At 48.9% G+C, this 21838-nt stretch carries 36 protein-coding genes; all 36 read right to left on the reverse strand.

Features of this window, described 5'->3' with window-relative positions:
- Nucleotides 1-51 precede the first annotated feature (51 nt).
- Entirely contained in the window at nt 52-606 is a 555-nt protein-coding gene (locus OGY19_RS08625; RefSeq protein ID WP_007372288.1) for a hypothetical protein, read from the reverse strand.
- Nucleotides 607-760: 154 nt separating this feature from the next.
- Nucleotides 761-919, reverse strand: coding sequence for a hypothetical protein (locus OGY19_RS08630; protein ID WP_016241558.1), 159 nt, complete (start codon nt 917-919; stop codon nt 761-763).
- 20 nt (nt 920-939) lie between these two features.
- Nucleotides 940-1248 (reverse strand): CcdB family protein, encoded by a 309-nt coding sequence (locus OGY19_RS08635; RefSeq protein WP_007372286.1) that lies wholly within the window; start codon nt 1246-1248, stop codon nt 940-942.
- 2 nt (nt 1249-1250) lie between these two features.
- Nucleotides 1251-1490 carry a type II toxin-antitoxin system CcdA family antitoxin gene (locus tag OGY19_RS08640; RefSeq protein WP_007372285.1) on the reverse strand — a complete coding sequence of 80 codons (240 nt, stop codon included), beginning with the start codon at nt 1488-1490 and terminating at the stop codon, nt 1251-1253.
- A gap of 138 nt (nt 1491-1628) precedes the next feature.
- The gene (locus tag OGY19_RS08645; protein WP_008786596.1) at nt 1629-2093 is read right to left on the reverse strand and encodes a hypothetical protein; all 465 of its coding nucleotides are present in this window, start codon (nt 2091-2093) and stop codon (nt 1629-1631) included.
- Complete coding sequence (locus tag OGY19_RS08650; protein WP_008786597.1) at nt 2090-2764, reverse strand: hypothetical protein; 675 nt, start codon at nt 2762-2764, stop codon at nt 2090-2092. Before OGY19_RS08650 ends, OGY19_RS08645 begins: the two co-directional genes overlap by 4 nt.
- 457 nt (nt 2765-3221) lie before the next feature.
- The gene (locus tag OGY19_RS08655) at nt 3222-3854 is read right to left on the reverse strand and encodes a hypothetical protein (protein ID WP_007372282.1); all 633 of its coding nucleotides are present in this window, start codon (nt 3852-3854) and stop codon (nt 3222-3224) included.
- Nucleotides 3855-3869: 15 nt separating this feature from the next.
- Nucleotides 3870-4010 (reverse strand): hypothetical protein, encoded by a 141-nt coding sequence (locus OGY19_RS08660; protein WP_007372281.1) that lies wholly within the window; start codon nt 4008-4010, stop codon nt 3870-3872.
- A gap of 147 nt (nt 4011-4157) precedes the next feature.
- Entirely contained in the window at nt 4158-4616 is a 459-nt protein-coding gene (locus OGY19_RS08665) for a hypothetical protein (protein ID WP_009653093.1), read from the reverse strand.
- Nucleotides 4617-4668: 52 nt separating this feature from the next.
- Nucleotides 4669-4926 (reverse strand): Lar family restriction alleviation protein, encoded by a 258-nt coding sequence (locus OGY19_RS08670; protein ID WP_306083951.1) that lies wholly within the window; start codon nt 4924-4926, stop codon nt 4669-4671.
- On the reverse strand, nt 4889-5584 hold the full coding sequence (locus tag OGY19_RS08675) for a hypothetical protein (RefSeq protein WP_007372278.1): 696 nt from the start codon (nt 5582-5584) through the stop codon (nt 4889-4891). The genes OGY19_RS08670 and OGY19_RS08675 overlap by 38 nt, the downstream gene beginning before the upstream one ends.
- 130 nt (nt 5585-5714) lie before the next feature.
- Complete coding sequence (locus OGY19_RS08680; protein ID WP_016241560.1) at nt 5715-5906, reverse strand: hypothetical protein; 192 nt, start codon at nt 5904-5906, stop codon at nt 5715-5717.
- Between the two features lie 181 nt (nt 5907-6087).
- A complete protein-coding gene (locus tag OGY19_RS08685) occupies nt 6088-6483 on the reverse strand; it encodes a hypothetical protein (protein ID WP_024196081.1) in 396 nt (131 codons plus the stop codon).
- A gap of 26 nt (nt 6484-6509) precedes the next feature.
- A complete protein-coding gene (locus tag OGY19_RS08690) occupies nt 6510-6674 on the reverse strand; it encodes a hypothetical protein (RefSeq protein WP_007372277.1) in 165 nt (54 codons plus the stop codon).
- A gap of 81 nt (nt 6675-6755) precedes the next feature.
- The gene (locus OGY19_RS08695; RefSeq protein WP_024196082.1) at nt 6756-7178 is read right to left on the reverse strand and encodes a hypothetical protein; all 423 of its coding nucleotides are present in this window, start codon (nt 7176-7178) and stop codon (nt 6756-6758) included.
- An 87-nt stretch (nt 7179-7265) separates the two neighbouring features.
- A complete protein-coding gene (locus OGY19_RS08700) occupies nt 7266-7586 on the reverse strand; it encodes a hypothetical protein (RefSeq protein ID WP_016241561.1) in 321 nt (106 codons plus the stop codon).
- Nucleotides 7587-7606: 20 nt separating this feature from the next.
- Nucleotides 7607-9679 (reverse strand): ATP-dependent DNA helicase DinG, encoded by a 2073-nt coding sequence (gene dinG / locus OGY19_RS08705; RefSeq protein WP_286596345.1) that lies wholly within the window; start codon nt 9677-9679, stop codon nt 7607-7609.
- A gap of 94 nt (nt 9680-9773) precedes the next feature.
- Nucleotides 9774-10067: a hypothetical protein gene (locus OGY19_RS08710; RefSeq protein ID WP_007372274.1), complete on the reverse strand. Its 294-nt coding sequence runs from the start codon at nt 10065-10067 to the stop codon at nt 9774-9776.
- Between the two features lie 12 nt (nt 10068-10079).
- Nucleotides 10080-10385 (reverse strand): hypothetical protein, encoded by a 306-nt coding sequence (locus OGY19_RS08715; protein WP_016241563.1) that lies wholly within the window; start codon nt 10383-10385, stop codon nt 10080-10082.
- Between the two features lie 154 nt (nt 10386-10539).
- Entirely contained in the window at nt 10540-10812 is a 273-nt protein-coding gene (locus tag OGY19_RS08720) for a hypothetical protein (RefSeq protein ID WP_007372272.1), read from the reverse strand.
- Between the two features lie 114 nt (nt 10813-10926).
- Nucleotides 10927-11202 (reverse strand): hypothetical protein, encoded by a 276-nt coding sequence (locus tag OGY19_RS08725; RefSeq protein WP_007372271.1) that lies wholly within the window; start codon nt 11200-11202, stop codon nt 10927-10929.
- 74 nt (nt 11203-11276) lie between these two features.
- Nucleotides 11277-11753, reverse strand: a complete 477-nt coding sequence (locus OGY19_RS08730) for a hypothetical protein (RefSeq protein ID WP_286596347.1) — start codon at nt 11751-11753, stop codon at nt 11277-11279.
- Nucleotides 11754-11788: 35 nt separating this feature from the next.
- Nucleotides 11789-12247 carry a hypothetical protein gene (locus tag OGY19_RS08735; RefSeq protein WP_007372269.1) on the reverse strand — a complete coding sequence of 153 codons (459 nt, stop codon included), beginning with the start codon at nt 12245-12247 and terminating at the stop codon, nt 11789-11791.
- A gap of 108 nt (nt 12248-12355) precedes the next feature.
- Nucleotides 12356-12622: a hypothetical protein gene (locus tag OGY19_RS08740; protein WP_007372268.1), complete on the reverse strand. Its 267-nt coding sequence runs from the start codon at nt 12620-12622 to the stop codon at nt 12356-12358.
- 92 nt (nt 12623-12714) lie between these two features.
- A complete protein-coding gene (locus OGY19_RS08745; protein ID WP_007372267.1) occupies nt 12715-13308 on the reverse strand; it encodes a hypothetical protein in 594 nt (197 codons plus the stop codon).
- Between the two features lie 147 nt (nt 13309-13455).
- Nucleotides 13456-13791 carry a hypothetical protein gene (locus OGY19_RS08750; RefSeq protein ID WP_007372266.1) on the reverse strand — a complete coding sequence of 112 codons (336 nt, stop codon included), beginning with the start codon at nt 13789-13791 and terminating at the stop codon, nt 13456-13458.
- A gap of 792 nt (nt 13792-14583) precedes the next feature.
- Nucleotides 14584-15756 carry a hypothetical protein gene (locus OGY19_RS08755; RefSeq protein ID WP_048213837.1) on the reverse strand — a complete coding sequence of 391 codons (1173 nt, stop codon included), beginning with the start codon at nt 15754-15756 and terminating at the stop codon, nt 14584-14586.
- A gap of 168 nt (nt 15757-15924) precedes the next feature.
- A complete protein-coding gene (locus tag OGY19_RS08760) occupies nt 15925-16629 on the reverse strand; it encodes a hypothetical protein (protein ID WP_007372263.1) in 705 nt (234 codons plus the stop codon).
- Between the two features lie 62 nt (nt 16630-16691).
- On the reverse strand, nt 16692-17075 hold the full coding sequence (locus OGY19_RS08765) for a hypothetical protein (protein ID WP_007372262.1): 384 nt from the start codon (nt 17073-17075) through the stop codon (nt 16692-16694).
- A 13-nt stretch (nt 17076-17088) separates the two neighbouring features.
- Nucleotides 17089-17361, reverse strand: a complete 273-nt coding sequence (locus OGY19_RS08770; protein ID WP_016241565.1) for a hypothetical protein — start codon at nt 17359-17361, stop codon at nt 17089-17091.
- A 15-nt stretch (nt 17362-17376) separates the two neighbouring features.
- Nucleotides 17377-17628: a hypothetical protein gene (locus OGY19_RS08775; protein WP_007372261.1), complete on the reverse strand. Its 252-nt coding sequence runs from the start codon at nt 17626-17628 to the stop codon at nt 17377-17379.
- A gap of 121 nt (nt 17629-17749) precedes the next feature.
- Nucleotides 17750-18166 (reverse strand): hypothetical protein, encoded by a 417-nt coding sequence (locus OGY19_RS08780; protein WP_016241566.1) that lies wholly within the window; start codon nt 18164-18166, stop codon nt 17750-17752.
- Nucleotides 18167-18178: 12 nt separating this feature from the next.
- Nucleotides 18179-18742, reverse strand: coding sequence for a hypothetical protein (locus tag OGY19_RS08785; RefSeq protein WP_007372259.1), 564 nt, complete (start codon nt 18740-18742; stop codon nt 18179-18181).
- 594 nt (nt 18743-19336) lie between these two features.
- Entirely contained in the window at nt 19337-19945 is a 609-nt protein-coding gene (locus OGY19_RS08790) for a hypothetical protein (RefSeq protein WP_226988884.1), read from the reverse strand.
- A 957-nt stretch (nt 19946-20902) separates the two neighbouring features.
- Nucleotides 20903-21451 (reverse strand): conjugative transfer protein MobI(A/C), encoded by a 549-nt coding sequence (gene mobI / locus OGY19_RS08795; protein ID WP_286596349.1) that lies wholly within the window; start codon nt 21449-21451, stop codon nt 20903-20905.
- 57 nt (nt 21452-21508) lie between these two features.
- On the reverse strand, nt 21509-21838 hold a 330-nt coding region (locus tag OGY19_RS08800), incomplete at its 5' end, for a transposase (protein ID WP_202096121.1).

The raw sequence follows: 21838 nt of genomic DNA on the forward strand, positions 1-21838 counted from the left end.
ATGGCAGGAAAATAGCCCGGCGCGGCGGATACCGACACCGGGGAGGAGGGGTTAGCTTTCGATTTTGCTGACGTTTACGGTGTCATCGTCGTTACGCTTTACACCCAGCATGGTATCGCCATCGACTTCGATAATGCCGTCAAAGTAGTCGGTCATTTCGTCATAGCTGACTTCATCAAGGTCATCCAGCCGGTAGGAAGAGCCATCCGGCAGAACAAACTGACCATCCAGCGTGGCAAGGTCATACGCCAGCGGGGTAACCGTGAAGTAATACTCATCGGTGAACCAGACCGCGCCAACCACCAGTGGGTGAGAAATGTGGAATTCGACGGTGTTATAGCCCTGCGCTGCGATTGCATCCAGCAAATCAATGAAGCCGGGCATCGTATCGCCATCCCAGCCATCAGCCGATAAGGAAGGCTTGAGGTTATCCCAGTCGCTCAGACTGAAAAACACTGTGCCCTCACCGTCATCGCTGATATGGGATGAAATGTACGTCGCGCTTGCTTTTGAAGCCATTGCAAACAGGAAGTCCTCATCGAGCACGTGTTTGAGGGAGGTTTTAAAAACCTTGTCAGTGCCTGCTGCCGGGATAATCGCTAACATGAAACACCTCAGTGGTTGTGTTGGTCTGTTTTTATTATCGAACGACTGAGTCTGCTGACGAAGGAAAAAAGGGGACAAAAAGAGGCTGTTTTCTCAATAAAATCAGAAAGATTGTGACGGCCCGAATTCAGATGAAACGGGCGCAGACGGGGGGTTATTTGCTGGCGGATTCGGCTTCGTAAATGACTTCGTCGGCCCAGTCTCGATCAAATCCCGGCATCACCGGTAATGCTGCAACGACATCGGTAGGGAGGGCATCAATATAATCGCGCATGGCTTTTGCCACTTCCAGCAGTTCATTTTGCTTCATCATTTTCTCGCTCATTATCTCTGTCAGAAACCATCCAGCAGGAAGTCCACCGCACTTTTGATAGTGTGCCGGAACGGAGATGCGTCCATGACCGCCTGACCGAGCTGCTTCACGCGGACTGAAGCCATTTCATGCGTCATCAGGATAACGTCATTCCCTTCCACCTGTATGACCGGAGTTAATCGCGCAACCGGGGCCGAGGCTCCTTTTTTAAGCCGATGAAGGGGGATCACCAGGCGGGTATTTAACTCGCCAATGATGTCGCTCTGTATATCCAGCAGGTAAGGGTATGCCTGGCTGTTGCCGGGATTGCGGTAAACGGTATATTGCATTATCAGAACGTCCTGTATTCGTCAGACAGTAACCCATGCTCTTCAGTGATGCGGTTCAACTCCTGAATACCAGCACGATTCTGTCGTTTCCATTCTTCCGCTGCACTGGCCTTCAGTTTGCTCTGAAGCGCTTCTGCCAGCGTGGCGGACAAGTTAATCCCAGCGTCTTTTGCCTGCTGTACGAGCATTGGCTCAAGGGTGACACTGACGGTTTTTTTCTGGCGAGCAGCTGTAGCCTGCATGTGTCCTCCAATAAAAAAGCACGTGTCGATTACACGTGCTTTAAGTATGCGCCCATTTTATCCCACCAGCAAATTTGTTTGCCTCCGAGAGAGTCTACTGCGTCAGTTCAGCAGGTCAGATGGCCTAGACCGCAGAGGCTACGTTTTTCCAATCATGATAAGCAACACACGCCTGTTTGGCAGGTTGGCTGCAACTTTAGCTGCTTTATCAATGCTTTGTGCTGTATACACTACCCCTCTTTCTTTCAGGTTCTCCGCGTTCTGACGCAGCGTTTCCTCTGAAAAGCTGGACGACTCATCAATGCCAACTGGGCCGGGCTTTGCACCGCGCAAACTGAATGGCACAGGGCCATGCCAATCATTCTTTACCAGTAACAGTCGGGCATCAATGATCCGTCCTGGTAGCGTTCTTTCGATGAGGTAACTTTTTCCGGTTCCAGTGCTGCCAATCAGGCAAACGGTGTAACCGAAACGCAATGCCCATCGAATGATTAGAGCCCAATACCGCGCCCGGAACGCGGAAATGACAGGCATTTCACCTGGTCTAAATACCGCTGCGAAAAGACATGAATAGCTATATTTCTCAGCGTTACAATCTTTCATAAAACTTTATCCAGTGATGTGTTTTTGGGGAATTTTCTGCCCGCCCAGCAGGTAGCTGGTGTATCTGAAGTACATAACATCTTGTAGTTGCCTCTGACTATCTCTCTGGATATAGACTTATCAAATTCATTTCTATCCATATCAAATAGCCAGTAGAACCCATCAGCATAGATAATTGTGGTTCGATTGGGATCCGAAGCTACGACGCGAGCATCCGTAATCAAATTCTCCTCATAGCGCAAAGGCGAAGCGGAGAAAAAGAATATTATTAATACGAACCAACTCCCTATGAAACACGGTAAAACATGTTTTTTGCAATCCTTTAAACCATCTTTGTTGCCTTTCATTTTGTAGTCATAAAGACCAAGCAAAAAAAGTAAGAAAGAAAAAGCAAACCCCAGAAAAACGTGAGTATAAAACTGATGGATGCCGTCACTCCATGTAATACTGATACTTCCAGCATTTGTTCTTTTTGTTGTTATTTCTAATACGGAAATGAAAATGGCTGTTAACTGACTAAAACAAAATATTTTTATGCTTAATTCAGACTTAAACGCTTTGTTATATACTAATACAATCACAAAAAGTATTACGATTACAAAAGCTGTAATCATAAACTCACTCATCATCATGAGCACACTGTTATTAATACTGTAATTTATGTTCATCATCACTCCTTAATTTCACAACTTTTCATCATTTTATTTGAGAATTGACAGGCTTATCGAGTAGGGGGTTTAGCGTCCTTGAATATGTTCGCTCGTGTGGCGCTCACTAGACACCAGATAACAGAAGAAAGCAGAGCAAGCATTGCGTAAACCATTCGGAAGTTTGAATCCCACTTCGCGGTTACTATTGATTCATCGACCGCCTCGCGAACGCAGGGAGATTCGATAAGTGTCGGGGGAGTCGTGGATTGTGGCTCTTCGGTACATACCATTAGTTTGCCGACCGGAGCACCATCAATGACAGCCCTGGCTGCACTAACCAGATGCGCTGAAGGTGAACCTGAATAGTTCATGCAGATGAACGTGATAAATAAAGCAATCGCCGGGCCGGAGACCAGAGTGAAGAATGCGAAGCTGCGGCAGGCCGTAGTATGGCGATGCAAATTAGCGAGAAATGTCATCATGATTTGTCACTCTGGGTTTTAGTCGTATCCGACTCGGTGTCACATCGCTGGAAAGCTACTTGAGGAGGAATTTGATCAACCCCGGTAAAGCAATATTTCAGGGATAGTTGCTTTTTTCCCTCATCCAGTCCAACAAAAAAGATATCGACCGGATCTTCATGAAGTAGCTCTTTTGAGAGCCGGTTGTAGGCCATCCAGCTCCCAACCATATCGACCATTGGCTTAAATTTATCAGTTGCGTTATCTGTAGGTTTAAATGGAATTACACGGAAAACATTCCATCGTGAGCAACGAACCAGCAATTGAGCATCACTCTGAAAGACGTCCAGATCAGTGTTATTTGTCAGGACTTTACACAGCGACTTGAGATCGTTACCCCTGACCTCCAGTTGGCTGAAGCTTCTATAATACTTTTCACATCCAGTTAAGTGCTGAGCGTAGCACTGCTTCAACAGTGTTGTGTCGTTACTGGCCTGCAATTGAGTATCTTTCGCCACATAGGCATCACTGATAAGAAAATCGGGATAGAGGTGTCCCTCCCATAGCAGTTTCTCGGCGATAGCGCCCCCCAGCACCACCACCAATAAGATAAAAAAAATTGGGAACGTCTTACCCAGAGGTATTTTCATAAATCTCACCAGTCGTTAATTTGAGGTAAATTTGCTTTCCAGATTCAGAATGCATTTTTCATGTGCATACATGACGGCGGAATCATGGCCGTAATAGAGTTCGCCATTTTCACGCTGCCACTCACGCGCTTTTCGGGTACGGAATGCTTCTGACATATGTTTTCCACACAACTCACATGGCCCGAAAAAGTCGCTGCTGCGGCCTGTTGATTTTGTGAGTCTGACGATATTGCCTGTAGGTCTACCCATACTGCCCCCTGTGCTGCTGGCATTGACCGGCTGTCTGCCGTGCTAAATGAGTGGTTATTTATCCGCGTCATCATCGGATTCTTTCGGCACGAGTTTTGTATAGCTAAATGTCATATCAGAGGGACGGATCCCATAGCGCCACGGCTTTCTGCGGTAGTTAACTGCCTCGCTTACCATCCAGCAGATAAGAGCGATACCCGCCACTATCAGGTAGCCTTTGAGCAACAGCGAGTCCCATTGTTTAATGGCATCATCGGCATTCACCACGTGTCGCTGGCATTCTGAGGAGCGGAACGCGGCAAACACTGCTTTCTCTTTAGGGCAAACCATGACCGAGGTGCTGGTGGCATTTCCAACCAGACTACGGGCCTGATCGAGGAAGACCTTGGATGGTGAACTGGTAAGAACTGTGCAGAACAGAATGAGCAGTAACGCAACTGCCGGAGCAGTGACAAACGAGAAAATGAATGCCTGCCCGGATTTCCATAAAACGTCGCTGATGTAAAATTTCATGTCGGTGTTTCCTCTTATCGGTATTCAGGCCCAGAGCAGCCCGGGGCTTAATTTATGCTGACTGGAGTCCGCCAGATTGTTTCTCTTCAGCGCGGGTATTCCAGCGCGTCACAGCGGCTTGTTCGGAGTCCTGAAACGCCACCGTGGCCTCACATGAATTGCAGCAGGCGCGAAAATTATTCGAAATCTCCCGAACCCGGATAGATGAACAACCGCAGAAAGGGCAGGGCTTGACGTTATCGTGTCTCATCGTATTTCCTCGCTGGTGGGCTTTATCCACCGAAGCTATTGAGCCGAATTTCAGGTTCATCACCGAGCTCGTACATGTGTCCCATTTCGTTCATGATGGTGCTACTGCCATTGAACCAGGTAACCATGCATCGCCAGTGCTGACTGCCGTTTTCACCCCAGCGGCTCACGCCCGCAGCATCCATTTCGTCTTCAGTGATAAAGAAATCCGCGCCCGGCAGTTTCTCGGCATCAAGGCAGATCTCAGGCTCAACGACGAAGCAGATACCGTTGCTGTTCATGACGTACATACGCCGCTCAAGGGTTTCAGTACTGACAATGACCTGCTTATCAGAAGTAAGGTGTGATTTAGTGACTTCCATGCGAATCAGGTTCTTTGCATTAGCCTGTCCACTCGCAAAAACCATTGACGCATTGCGAACCATTAACTCAGCAGCTTCTTCACCGAAGCTACGAAGGCCCATCAGTGCAAGCAACTCACTACATTCGGCTTTACCGAGGTTGCCAGTAGTCAGATTAACCACGCCTTGTAGAGTGCTCAGTTCAACCGGTTGTGACCGGAGGATGTCGCGAAGCAGTGTATTACCCGCCGTGCCCGGGTCGCTCCAACTGGAGGATTCGGGACGCTGATTTTCAAGAAATAGGGCGCTTTGCAGTAAAGCCGCTGGTGGCTTTCCGGCAAAACTCAGTTTTACTCTGACCGAATCGAATGGGTGCATGACGGCGGTTTCTCCATAATATCGTGAAGCTAAAAACTGTTTTAATCCTATTATCCCACCGGTCGACAATTGACGAAGTAATCGGGTATGAAATGGACACCCCTTCGATAATTCACATATAGCGAAGCCTTTACGCCTTTGTCTTATCCGCAGGCTGGGGAATGCAATAACTTAAGATGGTGATAGTTTCCCCACGCTTTGCTTTAGGCGCGGCACTCTGGCATTCATCATAGGTTTTGTAGTCAGGTATTTTCTGAGAGGTGACACCACTTGGATTAAGACCACTTGAATAAAGCCCAATCACGAGAACTAAAGTAAACATGTTATTACTCCAGAATGTATTGATGGAAAGTAAGTGAGAATGCCATTATCCATTTCTCCTAAAATCCCGAAAAAACTTTTCAAGAAAGGTACTTTTCGGTTACTTCAGCGTAAGCATACTTAGATCGCAAAATGAGTGAATAAATAACTTTGCTCTGCAATTGTTTTTGCTGAACTTCAAATTAATCAGTCATCGATTTCATCAGGCAAGTGAAAAGCTGAGACGTAAAGCTTGCCATCATGAAAATCCAAACCATCTTGGCAGTGATAATCGGAAATTCGAGAGTGCCAATATAATAAATAATAATTATCAATCCCCCCAAGGCCAGACATCCAAGGAGACCTGCTGCTGCCTTTAGGAAATCACTGCCTTCAGGATTCTGGAATGTGAATCCAGTTATAATCAGCGAGGAAAAACAAGCGAACAAACAAGTTCTATACAAAGGCCAGTCCCCGGATATAACATTTTCTCGAATAAGCACTGCCCATATCAAAAATTCAATGCTGAAAATAATCAGCGGAACTGCGAGCACACGAAATGAAAGTTTTTCATATAAAGTGGTAATAATTGATGTCATAGCAAACCCCGCTTGCAATATTCAAATTAATTTTCGTGGTTTTTACCTGCTTTTAACAAACGCGTTATTTCATCAGTAAGGCAGAAACTTTTCCCAGATGATGGTTTCCCGATAACCACAACGTGACCAGTACTTGGAGTTCCCTCTACTTTAAAAAATGCAAGTTTTGCATCGATAATTTTATTTTTCATTGCATCGGTAACCTTGTATGACGTGGGGGTAAATTTTGTGCGTTAATGTTCAATGATAATATTAATCGCGAAATACTGTATCTATAGGGTCTGTTGATTAAGACTATCCCTCTTGAAGTAAAATACAATCATCATTCCTATCTGTATGGAATAGGAAGCCAATTCAGCATATGTTACATAATTGCTTGTGATGAAGGAAAAACCTCGCGCGATTACAAGTAGGAGTATTGATGCAATAAACACTAAAACCCAAACGGTAAGCATTCCCAGCACTGAAAGAAAGTACTCATATTCATTTGGGTCGTAAAATACAAATGCTGTTGAGAATATTGCAATAATACATAACGGAAGTGATGTAGCGAGTTCCGACCATTGAAGGTCAATTTTTCCAACCACCAGCAATGTAGAAATGACAGCGTACTGTATAGCCGATAGAACTGTTACCGGAATCGCAGCTCGAATGAACTTAAAAACAGAATGTTGTGTTTTAGCCTGGTTTTTCATGTGTTACCACCTGTCATTTGTTTCGAAACCAATCATAACCAGAGTGATAGATTTCAGAGTGAATAAACCACTACAAAACGCCCCCATTTATTGCTGGACATCATCCGCAGGAGTGGCATAAAACTCACGACCTGACGCGCCGAGTTTTTTCTGAAGCTTCTTTGTTGCTTCAGCCTGACTTCGGGCCTTGAAATAGAACGTCCTGATAAAATCCCCATTGTTGTAGTTAACGTCCTCTGGATTTGCCCATTTCTGCATAGCAACAAACCGGATAGAAGGCTTCGGGATGGTTTTCACCTCGACATACCCCCGGCCCTTGCAGCGAAAACACACACCGCCTTGAACGTGCCGGAACGCTCGGATCTCACCCTTACCACCCAGACAGCGTGGGCATTCAATTTTATGCATAGCAACCTCTCGACTGTTGATTAACGAATTTCGCGCCTGAAAGGGGGCAGGGATGCGAGGATGTCTTTCCCGTAGGCTTTTGTCTTCAGGCGTTTATCCAGGATAGTCACCGCGCCGGTATCGCTCTCTGTGCGGATAAGCCGACCAACGGACTGGGTCAGTTTGAGGCAGGCCTCCGGTATCGAGATTTCCCGGAAAGCATCACGCCCGTTTTTCTCCAGCCACTCCGTCAGGGTCTGGCCCACCGGGTCGGTCGGAACGCTAAAAGGCAGCTTGGCAATGATGACGTTGTTGCAGTACACGCCAGGCAGATCCACCCCTTCACTGAAAGAAGCCATACCAAAGATAATGCTCGGCTCACCACGGTCGATTCTGAGCTTATGGCGCTGCAGTATTTCCCGTTTTGGAAGTGCCCCCTGTATCAGCAGAAGCGGTGAAATGTGTTGAGGCATCGCCTTGCTGACTTCTTCCATCTGCCTGCGGGAGGCGAACAGCACGAGGCAACCCTGAAGCCGAAGCACCAGTTTGGGAAGGAGTTCGATGATCTCCGCCGTATGTTCTTCATGATTGGTCGGAACCGAGCGCATACGGGGGATGAACAACACGCCGTTGTTCTGGTAATCAAACGGGCTGCGGGCCAGCAGGGTAGGTGTATCGACTGGAAGACCGGCCTGCTCCAGGAATGCGTCAAACTTGCTAAGGGAGCGGATTGTTGCCGAGGTCACAATGGTGGCATAAGCCTTCGACCAGAGCTCGGATTTCAGGTGTTCGCCCGCATAGACCGGACTGCAATTAATCACCACTTCGGTGCTGCGTTTAGTACGACGGACGTTAATCCACCGGGCCATAGGCATACCAGAGACGGTTTTATTCCCGCAGTATGAGGCCAGAGCCTGATGCATACCCGCCAGGCGATTTGCCAGCTCGCCGACAGCCATCTTTTGAAGGGCCAGTTCTTCCTCGCTGATATCCCGCCCGGCCTCATCTACAATCGCCGTCATTTTCACAACGATATTCTGCATCTCGTTTACTGTCTTTAACCCAGGCTTAAACAGGGCCGCAATATCTTCAGGAACGAAACCTTCCGGGAAGCGATAGATGTCCGATTCCGTGCCATTTGGCATTTCGTGATCGTTTCGCCAGTTCAGGGAGCGTAAAAGTGTCCCCCGCAGCTCACCGAGCTCATCACCGGCATGGCCCGCAAGCTCCACCAGCTGCTGCACGTGCTTTTCCATAGTCCCGCCGTAGGACTCTGGCATGGTCATTACCATGTCGAAGATTTCGCTCATGAAATGCCTGCTGGCATCGAGAGAGGCGGAGGTCGCAAAGTGGTTAATTGCTTTCTGCGGAACGTGGTGACCTTCGTCGAACACATAAATGGACTCTTCCTGCGGGGGAAGGATAATACCGCCTCCCAGTGACAGGTCAGACAATACGATGTCATGGTTGGCGATAACCACATCCACCGACTCCAGCAGGGCGCGGGCGAGGAAGAACGGACAACGGTGATAATGTGGGCAACGCTTTTTAGGGCACTGACTGCCAATAGCATTGACCCGACCCCATACCGCCTCATTGATCTCATCAGGATAGGAATCACGCTCTCCTGTCCAGTGACCACCAGCAAAGGCCTTGCTGATATCCTCCACATCATCGCGGATGTAGCCATAGGCATTCATCTCGCTTTCCATATGAACGTCACAGCGCATCTGGCAGAAGTAACGGCTACGGCCCTTCGCCATCGCATAGGAGAAGCTCAGGCCCGCTCTCGCCTGTATTTCTGGCAGATCCTTGGAGATGATTTGTTCCTGAAGCGCAACGGTTGCCGTGGAGATGATCAGCGTCTTATGCTTTTCCATCGCCAGGGGGATCAGCGGCAGACAATACCCGAGTGTTTTCCCTGTCCCCGTACCGGCCTCAATAACCCCGACGCGATACTGCTCCTCAGCGGGGGTAGCGTTAACGACTGCGCTGCAAAACGCCATCATGTCTACCTGCCCGGCACGAGGGGACAGACCCTTTGCGTCCAGGAAGAAGTGATAGGCTCGCTCAGTCATTTCAGCGGCAGTCATCCGGGGTTTATTGTCTGGCATATCCGTACCTTGTCCTCTGCTGCTCAGGAGGCACAGCCCGGCAGCGGCTATCGAAGTCAGGTACATCCTCATGCTGGTGGATGTACCGGGTTCATCAGTCTTCCAGTGAATGGCCTTTAAAGCGTCTCACATAGCGTTTAATTTCAGTTTCGGCCTGTTCCAGTACAGCTCGGTTGCAGTGCTCAAGAACACAGTAAGGCCCATGTGCTGGCCCGCCATCGCTGGTTTCGCAGGCATCAAGCTTGAGCCGAACGGAGGCATCGAAGATAAATTGGGTGATTTTCGCAATGGAGATCTGGTCTTTGTCTTCCTGCTCTTTGGTGTCGATGACATCGCCGTTATACACGTCGAAATCGAGCCGCAGGCGGTAAACTGTGTCGATTGCCATAATCGGATCCCTTCAGAGGATGTCGTAGATGACTGGGACGCGGCCACGTTCTACCTGTTGATTCAGGGTGCGGAAACCACCGTGATCAACGATGTAGAATTCACCCGCCACGGCGGAGCGATGGAAGTCGGCGAGCTCTTCAGTGCCAAAGACGAAAACCGGGGTTCCAGAGGGGACGGTCATGCAGGCAGTTTTTCCGCCATAGCCGCGAACCGTAAAGGTGATTACCCCATCCGCGCTGGTGGGCAGGAAATCGGCGAAAATCGAATGAAAGGCTTTATTCGCCTTATCGCTGAATACGTCGGTCAGTGTCTGCATGATGCGCCCCGTGATCTCGTTTTATGTTGTACTGATACCAGTACAACACGGGCCCGGCAGGTGACGAAGGCGATACGTCGGGTATTATCAGAATGAATATGTCGGTCTGAAATGGTTTATCAGTGAGCCATCAGCTCCGGCCCCGGGACGCGAATCAACGGTCGTTATGCTGTAGCACCTCCACGAACTGTCCGCAGCTGTCGCAGCAGTACTCATTGGCGAACCTGCCATCGTCTTTCCAGTTGTTTGCCCCGCAGCGGCAGAGCAGTACACGTACCTGAGAAGGGCGGATGCGAGCTTGACCGAATTTGGTTGTCCACTGAGGCTCGCCATCAAAGCGAAAAGAGTCAATGCGAAACCTGCTTTCGCGTTCGTAGGTGTTGAGGTATTTGAAGTACAGCTCTTCAGAGAGAATGGCATCGGTCATCGTGTATTCCCTGTCTGGCCCCGTGGAGGGTGATTTGCGGCAGAGTGTTGCGTTGCGAAAACTGCCAGGTTGTCGGAGCCATTACACCACGGGTCATACAGGTCACGAAGGGGGTTACTTACCAGCCAGCGCTTTCTCTTCCCTGGTAGCCAGGCGCATTTGCCCGAAACCTTCACGGATCAGCAACGGCTTTTCTTTCTTCCAGCCCTTAACGACGGACTCACCGAAACGACGCGGGGCGTTACCATTCCAGGTGGCTATGACGTGGTTATCATGGACTTCGACAATCACGACCGGGTGGACGACAACTGTTTTAAGTGTGGTGTTGCCCATATTTACCCGGCTAACCGACCAGACACTCATCCCGACTTCCAGCTGGCTTATTTTCATCTTCATTTCCTTCTAAACGAACGTAGTGCGCCACGGCGTAATGTCGTGACGCACATTACCATGCCCGGGGCTTATCAGAACATAAGCCAGGTGGCGTTACCGGCAGTATTTCTGGACTGGTAGGCTTTTGCCTGCGCGTGAAGCAGCTTCCACAGCTGACGAAGTGTAGCAGCATGATTTTCACCACCAGCATTAACCCGCAGTTCGCCGATCTCGCGGGTAACAGTGAAACAATTCCGGCTCTCATCCCAGCCTGAATGTTCACGCGCTTGCACCACCAGATCATTAGACGTATCAGGGCCGGTCTTTGCTGCATTCAGCACGAACTCCGTTTTAACAGTAATACGGCTGGCGTTATCCGGCGCATCCAGAAAGACGGTGAACCCCTCAGTTCGGCGGTCAGTTATACGACGGCTCCCCCAGGAGGTGATCCCCCTCTGGACACGCATCATTGAAAGAGCGTGGGACTCGGTTGCCTGCACTGTGCGATACAGGTCGGTCAGGGAAGAAAGGCTGAAGCTTTCAGGGGCAGTCTGGATAGCGTCGGTCATGGTAGATCCTCGGTTATATGGTGTGTTTTCTGGCTTCAGTAGCTGTCGTTTGCCACGTAATAGGACGTGCCTGGATAGAAGTAGCGGTAATCCGGCTGCATGTCATTGGTGATGACGGATGCTTCTTCCCAGACCCCGCTGGTGGACATAAACTCATCTGTCGTTTCATTCTCCAGCCGCATATAGCGTTCAGGAGCGCATTCCGCCCAGGCGCGTTTCACCGTATCCCAGTTAGCGTACTGGCTGATTTCAATATTCAGGGGCGCATTCTTCTCAGGCTGGTTACGGCGGGAACTCAGCACGAAATTCAGCTTCAGGACGATACGACTGTCGTTGTCAGGAGTATCCATCCAGATCTGGTATTCAGCCGTAGGCCGGGATGACTGGTTTTTGCGGCCCCACGAGGTGACACCGGTTTTAACCTGGACTATCGAGACTTTATGCGCATCAGTCTTGCCAACGCTGGTCATCAATTCAGACAGACTTTTAAACATGGTGCATCCCCAGTGATTATTGGTATGTTCGTTTTGTTTACTTATTAAATCACTGGTTACCCGGGTGACGAAGTCAGAGCCGGGTAAAAAAAGGACAAAATTTGCGGATTAGTGGCTGGTGGTGGTATTGGCCTGCGGGACAGGGCCATCGAACAATTTGTCAAAAAATTCCACGCCACGCTGGTACACATCGCGCAGCTCCATATCTTCACGCTCGGTCAGGCCCATCTTATTGAGCACGGCAAGGCCGGTACGAAGGCGAGGAATCAATACGGTTTCCAGATAGATCCTGCGGCCCGCAATAATTTCCGGGGATGCTTCATTGATGTAAAAATCAACGGTTTTCGTGATGCTGAAGTGCTTTACTTCGCTCATCGTCTGGTACTCCTCAGAATGATGTCATGATACTCGGTTTGATTCAGGGGAGGGGAGCAACCCGGGCAAACAAGCCCGGGCGCAGGCAGCAGTTATTCGAGACCCAGTGCAACGTGATCGCCATCATCAGAAAGGCGAATGAATAGCATCTGCGTACCGCCGCTCAAGCCGAACTGGAGATCCCAGCCTGGGACAGAAGATGTCTCGCATTCACGCACATCGATGACCTGGTCACGGTAGAGCAAGAAGCGTGTATCAGACTTGTCATCTTCAGCGACGTGGGCCATCTGATCAGCAAATTTGTCTTCGAGGTCGAACCAGCTTTCCAGCCAGACCTTATCAGAGACCAGGCTGATACCGCAGGCGGATTCCGCCGTGCCGGTCACAGCCTCAGCGACTGGTTCTACAGAAGTCATATTAAATACCGCATCAACTACCAGTGCCTGCTCTGAGGTCGCCGGGTAGATACCTTGCAGATAAACGCTATTGCCGTTCACTTCGAAGCCGTCTTCAAGACTGATGTCGTCATGATCAACGTCATAAACATCCGCGAGGTTGCGAAGACAGATCAGGTTGGCTTCATCTTCGTTCTCCGCTTCAATGCGCATCAGTGGCAGTTCGCCACCACTGGAGTCGGATTCATAGTAGTGAACGTAGAATACATTTTTCTCTTTGCTGGTGGTCATGGCGTTGCCCCGTATTGTTCGTTTTGTTTACTTATAGTCTCACGGGGTATTCAGGTGACGAAGGAAATCGGGCATAAAAAAGCGGGGATTTAACCCCGCCAGTTTTGATATTTATAATTATGCCAACATGTAGTTCCAGCGCAGTTATTACTTAGGCCTTGGGCCTTTTCGTGTATTACTTTTTTCTGGCTCTTCCACCGACTCTTCTGCTGGTTTTTCCACCGACTCTTGTGTTGGCGTTGTAGTGGCTGCGGCTGCTGCTGCGGCAGTAGCGGTTGAATCGTCATAATCAGTGGTAGCAGTAACATCACCCGATTCAGTCATATGGAGAGTGACAGTGACAGGTTTGCCATCAACAGCAAAATTGAGACTAACTGAACCTTTCATCTTCAGTAAGAGTGCGGCCCGGGTATATCCATCGGAAAGTTTTAAACCAACAGAAGCTAAAGCATCAGCAATTTTGTTATGAATATCGTTGCTCATTTTCATTCCTTAATGTGTGTGTATTAGCGGAATATCAAATCATAAGACTTCAACTGAAAAAGGGTCAGAAGTGAAAAGTTATTTTCTATACGTATGATGGCACAGGAAGGTGGGGTGACGAAGAAGAATAAGCAAAAAAAAAGCGGGGTATTATCCCCGCAAAACTACACACAGCAATTCAATAAAACAACTTCCAGGGGGGCGATGCACACATCACAACTTCGGTCTGTCAGACGGGAACCGGCCTTGGGCGCTTGTATCCCATTTGACGAAAATTTGGTTTTAAAACCGGTAAATCGTTACTCTTTCTTCCTGCTACCCCGGTCTATCACCGGGGTAGCGGAGTCCGCCATTCTCGGCAGCGCCAGCTGATCAGATTACATAGACTCAGATTTAAAGTTACGCGTTCGCATATAACCTCCTTAGTGTGGGCCGGTTCACTGGATTGTGAATTGTCAGTAACGCTAAATTTGTAGACTTCAGGTCTACAGCCTGGCTTATATAGGCAGGCGCGGCAGTTTTTTAAGAGTTTGAACGTAACGAGAGCATTTACATAAATCCTCCTTTCTGTAGCTGACCAGATTTAACGTCTTTGTCTATTCAGTGAACCATACCCTATTCATGTGACGAAGGTTTCTGAGTGTAAAAATACGTAATAAGCAACGCTATTATCGCTAATTCTAAAAATAGGGCGAATTAAAATACCGGCAAAACGCGGACGTTTATACCGGTATTATTTCTGAGCTGCTGGTGCAATATCGCGAGGTAAGCTGTAGTCAGCGCGGCAGGTACTTAACGGCTAGGCTTGCTGGTGGTTAAGGCCTCATCCTGCGCCAGCAACGTGATCACATCCCCGGCAATCTCCGGGCGGATACCAGGCGATTTATGCGCGGCATGGGCCGCGACAGCCAGCGGTCTCCAGTTGAGTGATGCTGCAATACGTCTGATCTCTTCAATAACCCGGAATGTATCGCTCTCCAGCGCCAGACCCGCACGGGCGGTATCGAAAGATACGCGCTGCGCCGAAGTGAGCGGCGAGTGCTTCTTCAGTTCTGCGGTGATGATACGCTGCGCTTCAGCACCGATTGACGCGCCACCTTCGACGACCCCGGTTAAACCGACGAGCTTACCTCCATCACTGCGGCTATTATCGTCTTTAACCCTGGGTGGCGGGGCCAGGGCGGTCAGATCCACGTCCTGCTGTAAGAGCTCCAGCAGGTCAGCCAGCATATCGGGTTTAATCACACCTTTTAAACCCGCTGCGCGTTTCGCTAGGCTGACAGGAGAACGGCCCAGGCGGGCGGACATCGCAATAAGGCAATTAGCCAGAACAAAGAGGTCATCAACCCCAATCAGTGGCGCACACTCTTGCCTGAACGTCTGATCATCCCGGAATGCAGGAGCTGGTGGGGCCGGTTTAGGCGTTTTGGCCTTTGCCTGCGGCTTGTCATAACCACGTAGGGCTTTTTCTGCACTGTCTGAAACCTTACGGATGCTTTGCGTCAGATCATCACCACCTGCCAGGCCTGCGGTCAACTGAAGCATATAATCGAGCCTGCCGAGCATGTCAGGGGAAGCAAGCCCGGTCGCTATCTTCTGGCTGATGTCGTTAAGGTTGCTGAGTATACCACCGGCGATTTTAGACGGAGGAGTAACAACCGCCTGGACATTATGGCTGGTATGAATTTCCCGCGACACCAGGGTGAGGACTTTGCGCCAGTCAGGTTGTACACCAGCATCAAGCGTCTCAAGGTGGCTTATTGCATTTCTCAGGCTATCCCATCTGGATAGCTGTAGAGGGTCACCGTTCTGCTTTCCTGATTTCAGCCACTGAACGAGGTAGACGAAGTCAGATGTAGCTGAGGCCACCAGCCCGGCAATAACGCGCTCTCTTGCTTGAGGCGTTGTAGGGTTAGATCTTCGCACCGGCAGACGGTCATTTTTATGTGCCGTTGGTCTTTTCATTTCGAATATCTCAACTTGGTTCCATCAACGATAACTCCGCGCCCGGGAGCCAGACAGCATGAAACAATGTATTTACCATGTTTGATAAAAGCGCAACCGGCAGCGCCGTCAAAAAAATGCTATATGACAGCGCTGGTTAGAGCAGAAAGATTCAGGGAGGTTTTACATCTACTCTCGATCATCTGTGAGGAAGAGATGCAGTTGAGTCACAAAGGCATCGAGATAAGGGGTATTTCTGGCATTGTCTGCAAAGTTCATTTTGGCATTGGTGTCGTCGTATACATGCATCCAGCCGCTGTTTCTGGCAATACGACGTACATCAGTATTTGCCGGGTAGAGTTTCCCAATAGCTTCACGCAGACCTTCAATTTCTGAGATCAACTGCCGGGCATTCGCAGCAGGCTCAGGAGCCGATGGGACGAGAACCCGGAATTCAGCGGTTTCCGGCTGCATCTTAATCACTTCAATGACTTTGTCCCGGGCAACGGAATTCCATTCAGTAGTCATGCCGTTGTACTGGTTTCGGATGCGGAACTGGTAAACCGGCTGCTGTTCGTTAACAAGCAACCAGGCATCGGCAAGTGCAAGATAGAACGAGACAGGCCGGTTTATCATCTGGTGTTCCTGAAGGGCTTTTTTATAGCTATGGACATCTTCAGGAAGGACATCAGTGATACTGGAGGTGAATTTTAGCGGATCCAGTGGACAGACCGGGCCGATAACCCTAAGCACAGCAACAGGATTATTACCATCATCAGTAAACCAGAAGTCATTTTCTGGGCCGATATTGAGCCTTACATCTGCGGTCTGATTCTCTGCGAGAACGGCCTGCACCCGACGACCGTTCTGCCACCAGCGTGGTGTACCTTGCATACATACCTCGTACAGGAAATTAGCCCGAAGCCCACCTGCTGGTGGGCGGTCGGAACACAAGTCTACTGAAGGTACTGCTCTGCCTGAGCAATACGAGAAAGAGTACCGGCATTCGGTTCAATCATCTGGATACGTCGGCTGTCCTCCAGTAAACCGGCAATAAGGTGCTTGTCGGTATATGGGGCATCGTCATCCCCGAGCATACGGCGGATAGCAGATAAATCGCCGGATGGAACCGGGTATACCGACTCAATAAAGAGCTGGTCACCGTGAGGATTCTCCCACTCATATGGGGTTTGGGCGGAAGCAGCAAAACCCGAATCATTCAGACGTGCGAAATCTTCAAGCGCCTGGAGGCGGGCCGCAGATTCATCGGTAGCGTAGATTAGGATCATTCGCGCCGTCTCAGGCGATGAGCAGAACAGCAAAATGAGAAATGGCAGCATGTTATAGACTCCTTCAGTTTGCGACTTGTTGAGCTGGCGGTGTGGCTACGCTAGTGAGTTGCTTAAGGCGAATGTTCAGCTCATGAATTACATCATCGCGTTTGCGCCAGCTGGTGGATGGTAGAGCCAGGAGCGCTTCAGCTTCGGACACGGAGAGACCGGCCAGGTGAGCTTTCGATGAAATCTCTGCGTTATATAATTGCTTCAGCACAATCAATGAGTGCTGGGAGGATGCAGCCATCATCATGAAATGGCGAAGCACCGCACAATAGATTTGAGTAGACATATTAAGCCGCCTCGTTCAATGCGTGAGGTAATGATTAATGGCATGTTCAACATAGCCAACAGATTTACCCACCAGGTGTGCAAGCTGCTGCACATGATGATGGTGAACTTCACGGCACGGGCCAAATGAAGTGGTGTAGCGATACCAGAGGCTGCGGCCTACAGAAAAAAGTTCTTTCTCTGTCTGCGGGCGAACTGGATAACAAACAGGACGTGCAGATGTAGTGCGACGAACGTTATTTCGTACTTGATGAATTGCAGTATTCATAAATCACCCCGCGTATGTTTTTCGTTTTGTTTACTAACTTCAGTTAAACACACGCTGGGTGGCTGACGAATAGAAAATCCATAAATAAATGAGCTAAAGATTTAAGCTCTTTATGAAAGAATTATTCTGGGGTTGGAAACCAGATAATGTCCGAAATAGGCTTATTGCCCGTCAGTAAAGCGAGGCTGGAATGCAGTTCTTTAACGACCTGCTTATTATCCTGCGTTTGCTCAAGTGCGGTTATAGCCTTTAGCAGGGTATTTGCCACAGATGCTTTAGCATATGCCTGCGGTGAGCCGATTAGCACCTGACGCATTAGCTCCGCATTGTTAGAAGCCAAATAGCCTTGCTCCTCGGAAATTCTTTCTGCATCGGGTGCTGAAATAACCAATGCGGCAAGTTCGTGATCGTTTGCATAGTTGATAACATCAGATAGCATTTCGAGAGCTGTGGTATCTGTCATGATAAAGCCGTCAGCTACCCACTGAGGAGCAACATCGAAGCGAACTACCCAGGAATAAGGTTTAACGTTTGACATACAGAGACCTCATTAAAGAGAGATATAAGCGTCGGGATTTTCTTCAACAGAAAGAAACTCAATATCTTCGAGATGCATTCCTGCATTACGAATGCCTACCTCGGATAACCACGACAGTATTGTTTCATGATCCGGTTCACCAGAAAAATCAACAAAGGCTGGAAGAGCCCAGTCGGGTGTATAGCCAGCGCTATACATTACAGTGGCAGTAAAGCGCCCAATGTGGGGAATTTTGAAAAGGATGGATGCCTGCTCAGGGGTATTAATTACCATGCCGTGATGATAGACGACATCCCAGTTTACCCCATGCTCCCCTGTATTTCCTCGATAGAGATGGTGGCGGTCAACGGCCCAAAGGACACCTTCGCTATCCAACCAGCAGAAATAATTATTATCTGGGGATAACGTGATCCCAAGGTTCATTAACTCCGCCACCAGCAAGCAAGGGTTAATATCAGTTACAGTTTTAATAATCGTCAGCCCCATCTCGGTTCCGGTAGTAACTGTCAGTACCTTGGAGGCACTGATCCAGAATTGATAACCTGCTTCTTTAGCCTTCGCGATTAAATTAAACATTGTTGCTTCCCATTGAATGGCAGTTAGGTCAATAACAACATGAGGCTGGTGGGTGACAAACAGGGAATCTGACGATATTTCAAGAAAGAATTTAGCGATGAGAAATGCAGGGGGAACAATATGGTCTGTACTTGCCAGCGCTTCGCTCGGCCAACCCCTCGACAGCCCGAAAACAAGTTTCGGTCTGCCTCACGGTTATCTACTGACAAAGGCGGGGATTATTCGGGGTACTGTATGAACTACACAATTTCAATCGGAACAAAAGAAAGCAGCAACCCCTAAACAAATGATTGAGAGTAACCAGAAAAAGGCGAGTACTACTACAGCGCTTAAAGATAGTGGAACGGTTTTTGATAGCATAACGCCCATACCTACACCAAATGAACATAGTGCGATAGATCCTAATTTCAATTTGCTCTTATACGAAATTAACATTGGCTTCTCCTCAAAATAGGTGTGGTGCTTGCCAGCGCTTCGCTCGGCCAACCCCGAGACAACCCGAAAGCAAGTTTCGGTCTGTCCCGGGGTTCCGGGTAACGGCCAGACTTACCGCAGATCTTCTTTAGCGTTAATCATATGACATATGAATAAGAATTAATCACGATACAACTGGATAAAACTCTCCACACGGGTTCCATCACAATAGCTCGGCCAGGCGTTCATCACAGGTAGTTCTTCTGTTGTGAATCTTCCCAGTGCGAGAGCTACAGAATACCAGACCGGGAAAATCGTATTGGCTGATGTCATATTCCCATTGTTGATTAACTCATAGAGTCCGCGTCCATTAGCCCATGCACTTTCTGGTGTATCACCGGCAAGGTAGTTATCCACCCAGATGGATGGTGACAGAGCCTGACCTTTCGCCAGTCTCGCTAACAACTCGTACCACTTCAGATATTCCGTGGTTCGCAGTGAGAGAATCGGGATTCCGCCACGTCTTAACAGTGCTGCCGCAGAACGTGAGTCTACCGGTGCGGCAATTCTATCCAGGTGGTTACGGGCTTGCTTTATCCGTGCTGATATTCCCGCAGGGCTCACTCGGGAGATGTATTTCTCCACCGTCTCAGTAGCTTCAGCGATATCCGGGGCCAACGAACCATCAACATGGAGGGGACATAAAACAAGGCCGGTATCATCGTGAGTCACCCAGGCAGAATTGTCAGTCGGGTTCCTGACGATAGACAACGACTCACTTTGACCCAAGATCGTTAACCTGAATGACTTAAGCCTTTCGGCTATCCAGCTGCCTCCATCACCAAAAACCTCAATGCGCTCGTGACTCATACCGCATCACCTCTACAAGTGCTTTACATTCAGACCTAATCATAACGGCTTCCCCGTTCGGAACAAAATCAGGGCATAGCCAAACCATACTCAGGAAATTTACAGATATGTCGATCTACAAAACGCGCTCAAAACGCTCAGGCGCGTTTTAATCAATCCGATCGTGAAAATACCAGGGGGATAAGCTCAGAATCGTTCTGAGGCGATTCTGGCGTGGTTTTATCCCAATAACGGATCCTTTTGCGAATACAGATCGGTTTACAAGGGAATTTGGCTGGTATGAGACGGAGATGATCCACTTTGATAATCTGAGCGATAATTTGTTAATGGTTTCGTTTTGTTTACGCGTGTATCGGGAGGGAAGTTATTCCGAACGAGGGTATCGACTTCATATTGTCCGTTTCGATAGCCGATCACAATTTCTAAGCGGTACTCGCCGCGACAAAAACCCCCGGAGGAAAACCATGTTGGTTATTCACTTTTGGTTTTCCCCGGCGATTAAAACCAGGGCAACCTCCGGTTGCCCATAAAAACCCCCGGAGGAAATTCATCTTTCCTCCGACATCGTGCGGTTTGATTATTACCATGCTCAACCTCCCGATGTAAAAATAGAGAAAACCGACGCTATCGCTTCCGCTTTGTTTACCTTCCATATTCGCGCCCGCGAAATAGTCCGCTGCATTCCCACCCGATCATACCCGGGCGAAAACACTCGCGATCATATTGCGATCATCCTGATTCATTTCCGCCGCGATAAGTCCGCTATCGCCTGAAGGCTCACTAACAGATCGCCTGAAGGCTCACTAACAAAAATACCAGGTCATCGCCTGGTATTCATGTATATCCGTTATGTTTACTCCAGAGCGGTTTGTATTTCTAAAGCTGTTTTCTTAGGTGAGTTATTCGAAGTGAAAGTGCCTGCCGAATTGCACGGTTTTTTCGTAACTCATCACGCAACCAAATAAGCTGACCTTCATACAGTTCGATAAGCGCAAGTTCTCGCTGGCTTGCATCCTTAAATTTCGCTGGTGGATATGATTCGCCTTTGTTGAGAGGTAGGTATTTGGGAACGACACGATCAATGCCTCCACCAGCTTTGCGCAAAGGTGTCAATCTGGCCCAGCGGATCCTGATAGTTGTTCCTTGCCTGGTTACGTTAAAGCTGTACCGTGCCTTCTCGTCATCAGCAATAGCTTTGTCCCAGTATTCCTCCCGAAGACTATTGGCCTCGTTAAACAGAAGTTCTGCGGCTGAATCAACCGCATCACGAGCCTTTTCCAGATCATTGATGTACCCGACGAGTTGCATAAAACCACCTCGATGTTTTTTGATTAGGGAAGGTGCGAATAAGCAGGTCATTTCTTCCCAAGCTGACTCGCTGATTAAAATTTCGCGGATCTGGGCCGATTTTTTTCCCGCAAACACATCGAATCAGCCTATTTAGGCTATTTTTTCCACCATTTCTGGCGTTATTTCCGGTTTTTACTGAGATCTCTCCCACTGACGTATCATTTGGTCCACCCGAAACAGGTTGGCCAGGGTGAATAACATCGCCAGTTGGTTATCGTTTTTCAGCAGCCCCTTGTATCTGGCTTTCACGAAGCCGAACTGCCGCTTGATGATGCGAAACGGGTGCTCCACCCTGGCACGGATGCTGGCTTTCATGTATTCGATGTTGATGGCCGTTTTGTTCTTGCGCGGATGCTGCTTCAAGGTTTTTACCCTGCCGGGACGCTCGGCGATCAGCCAGTCCACATCCACCTCGGCCAGCTCCTCGCGCTGTGGCGCTCCTTGGTAGCCGGCATCGGCTGA

It is taken from the genome of Citrobacter sp. Cy070 (genome assembly GCF_030332245.1).
GTDB classification, from domain to species: Bacteria; Pseudomonadota; Gammaproteobacteria; order Enterobacterales; family Enterobacteriaceae; genus Citrobacter; species Citrobacter youngae.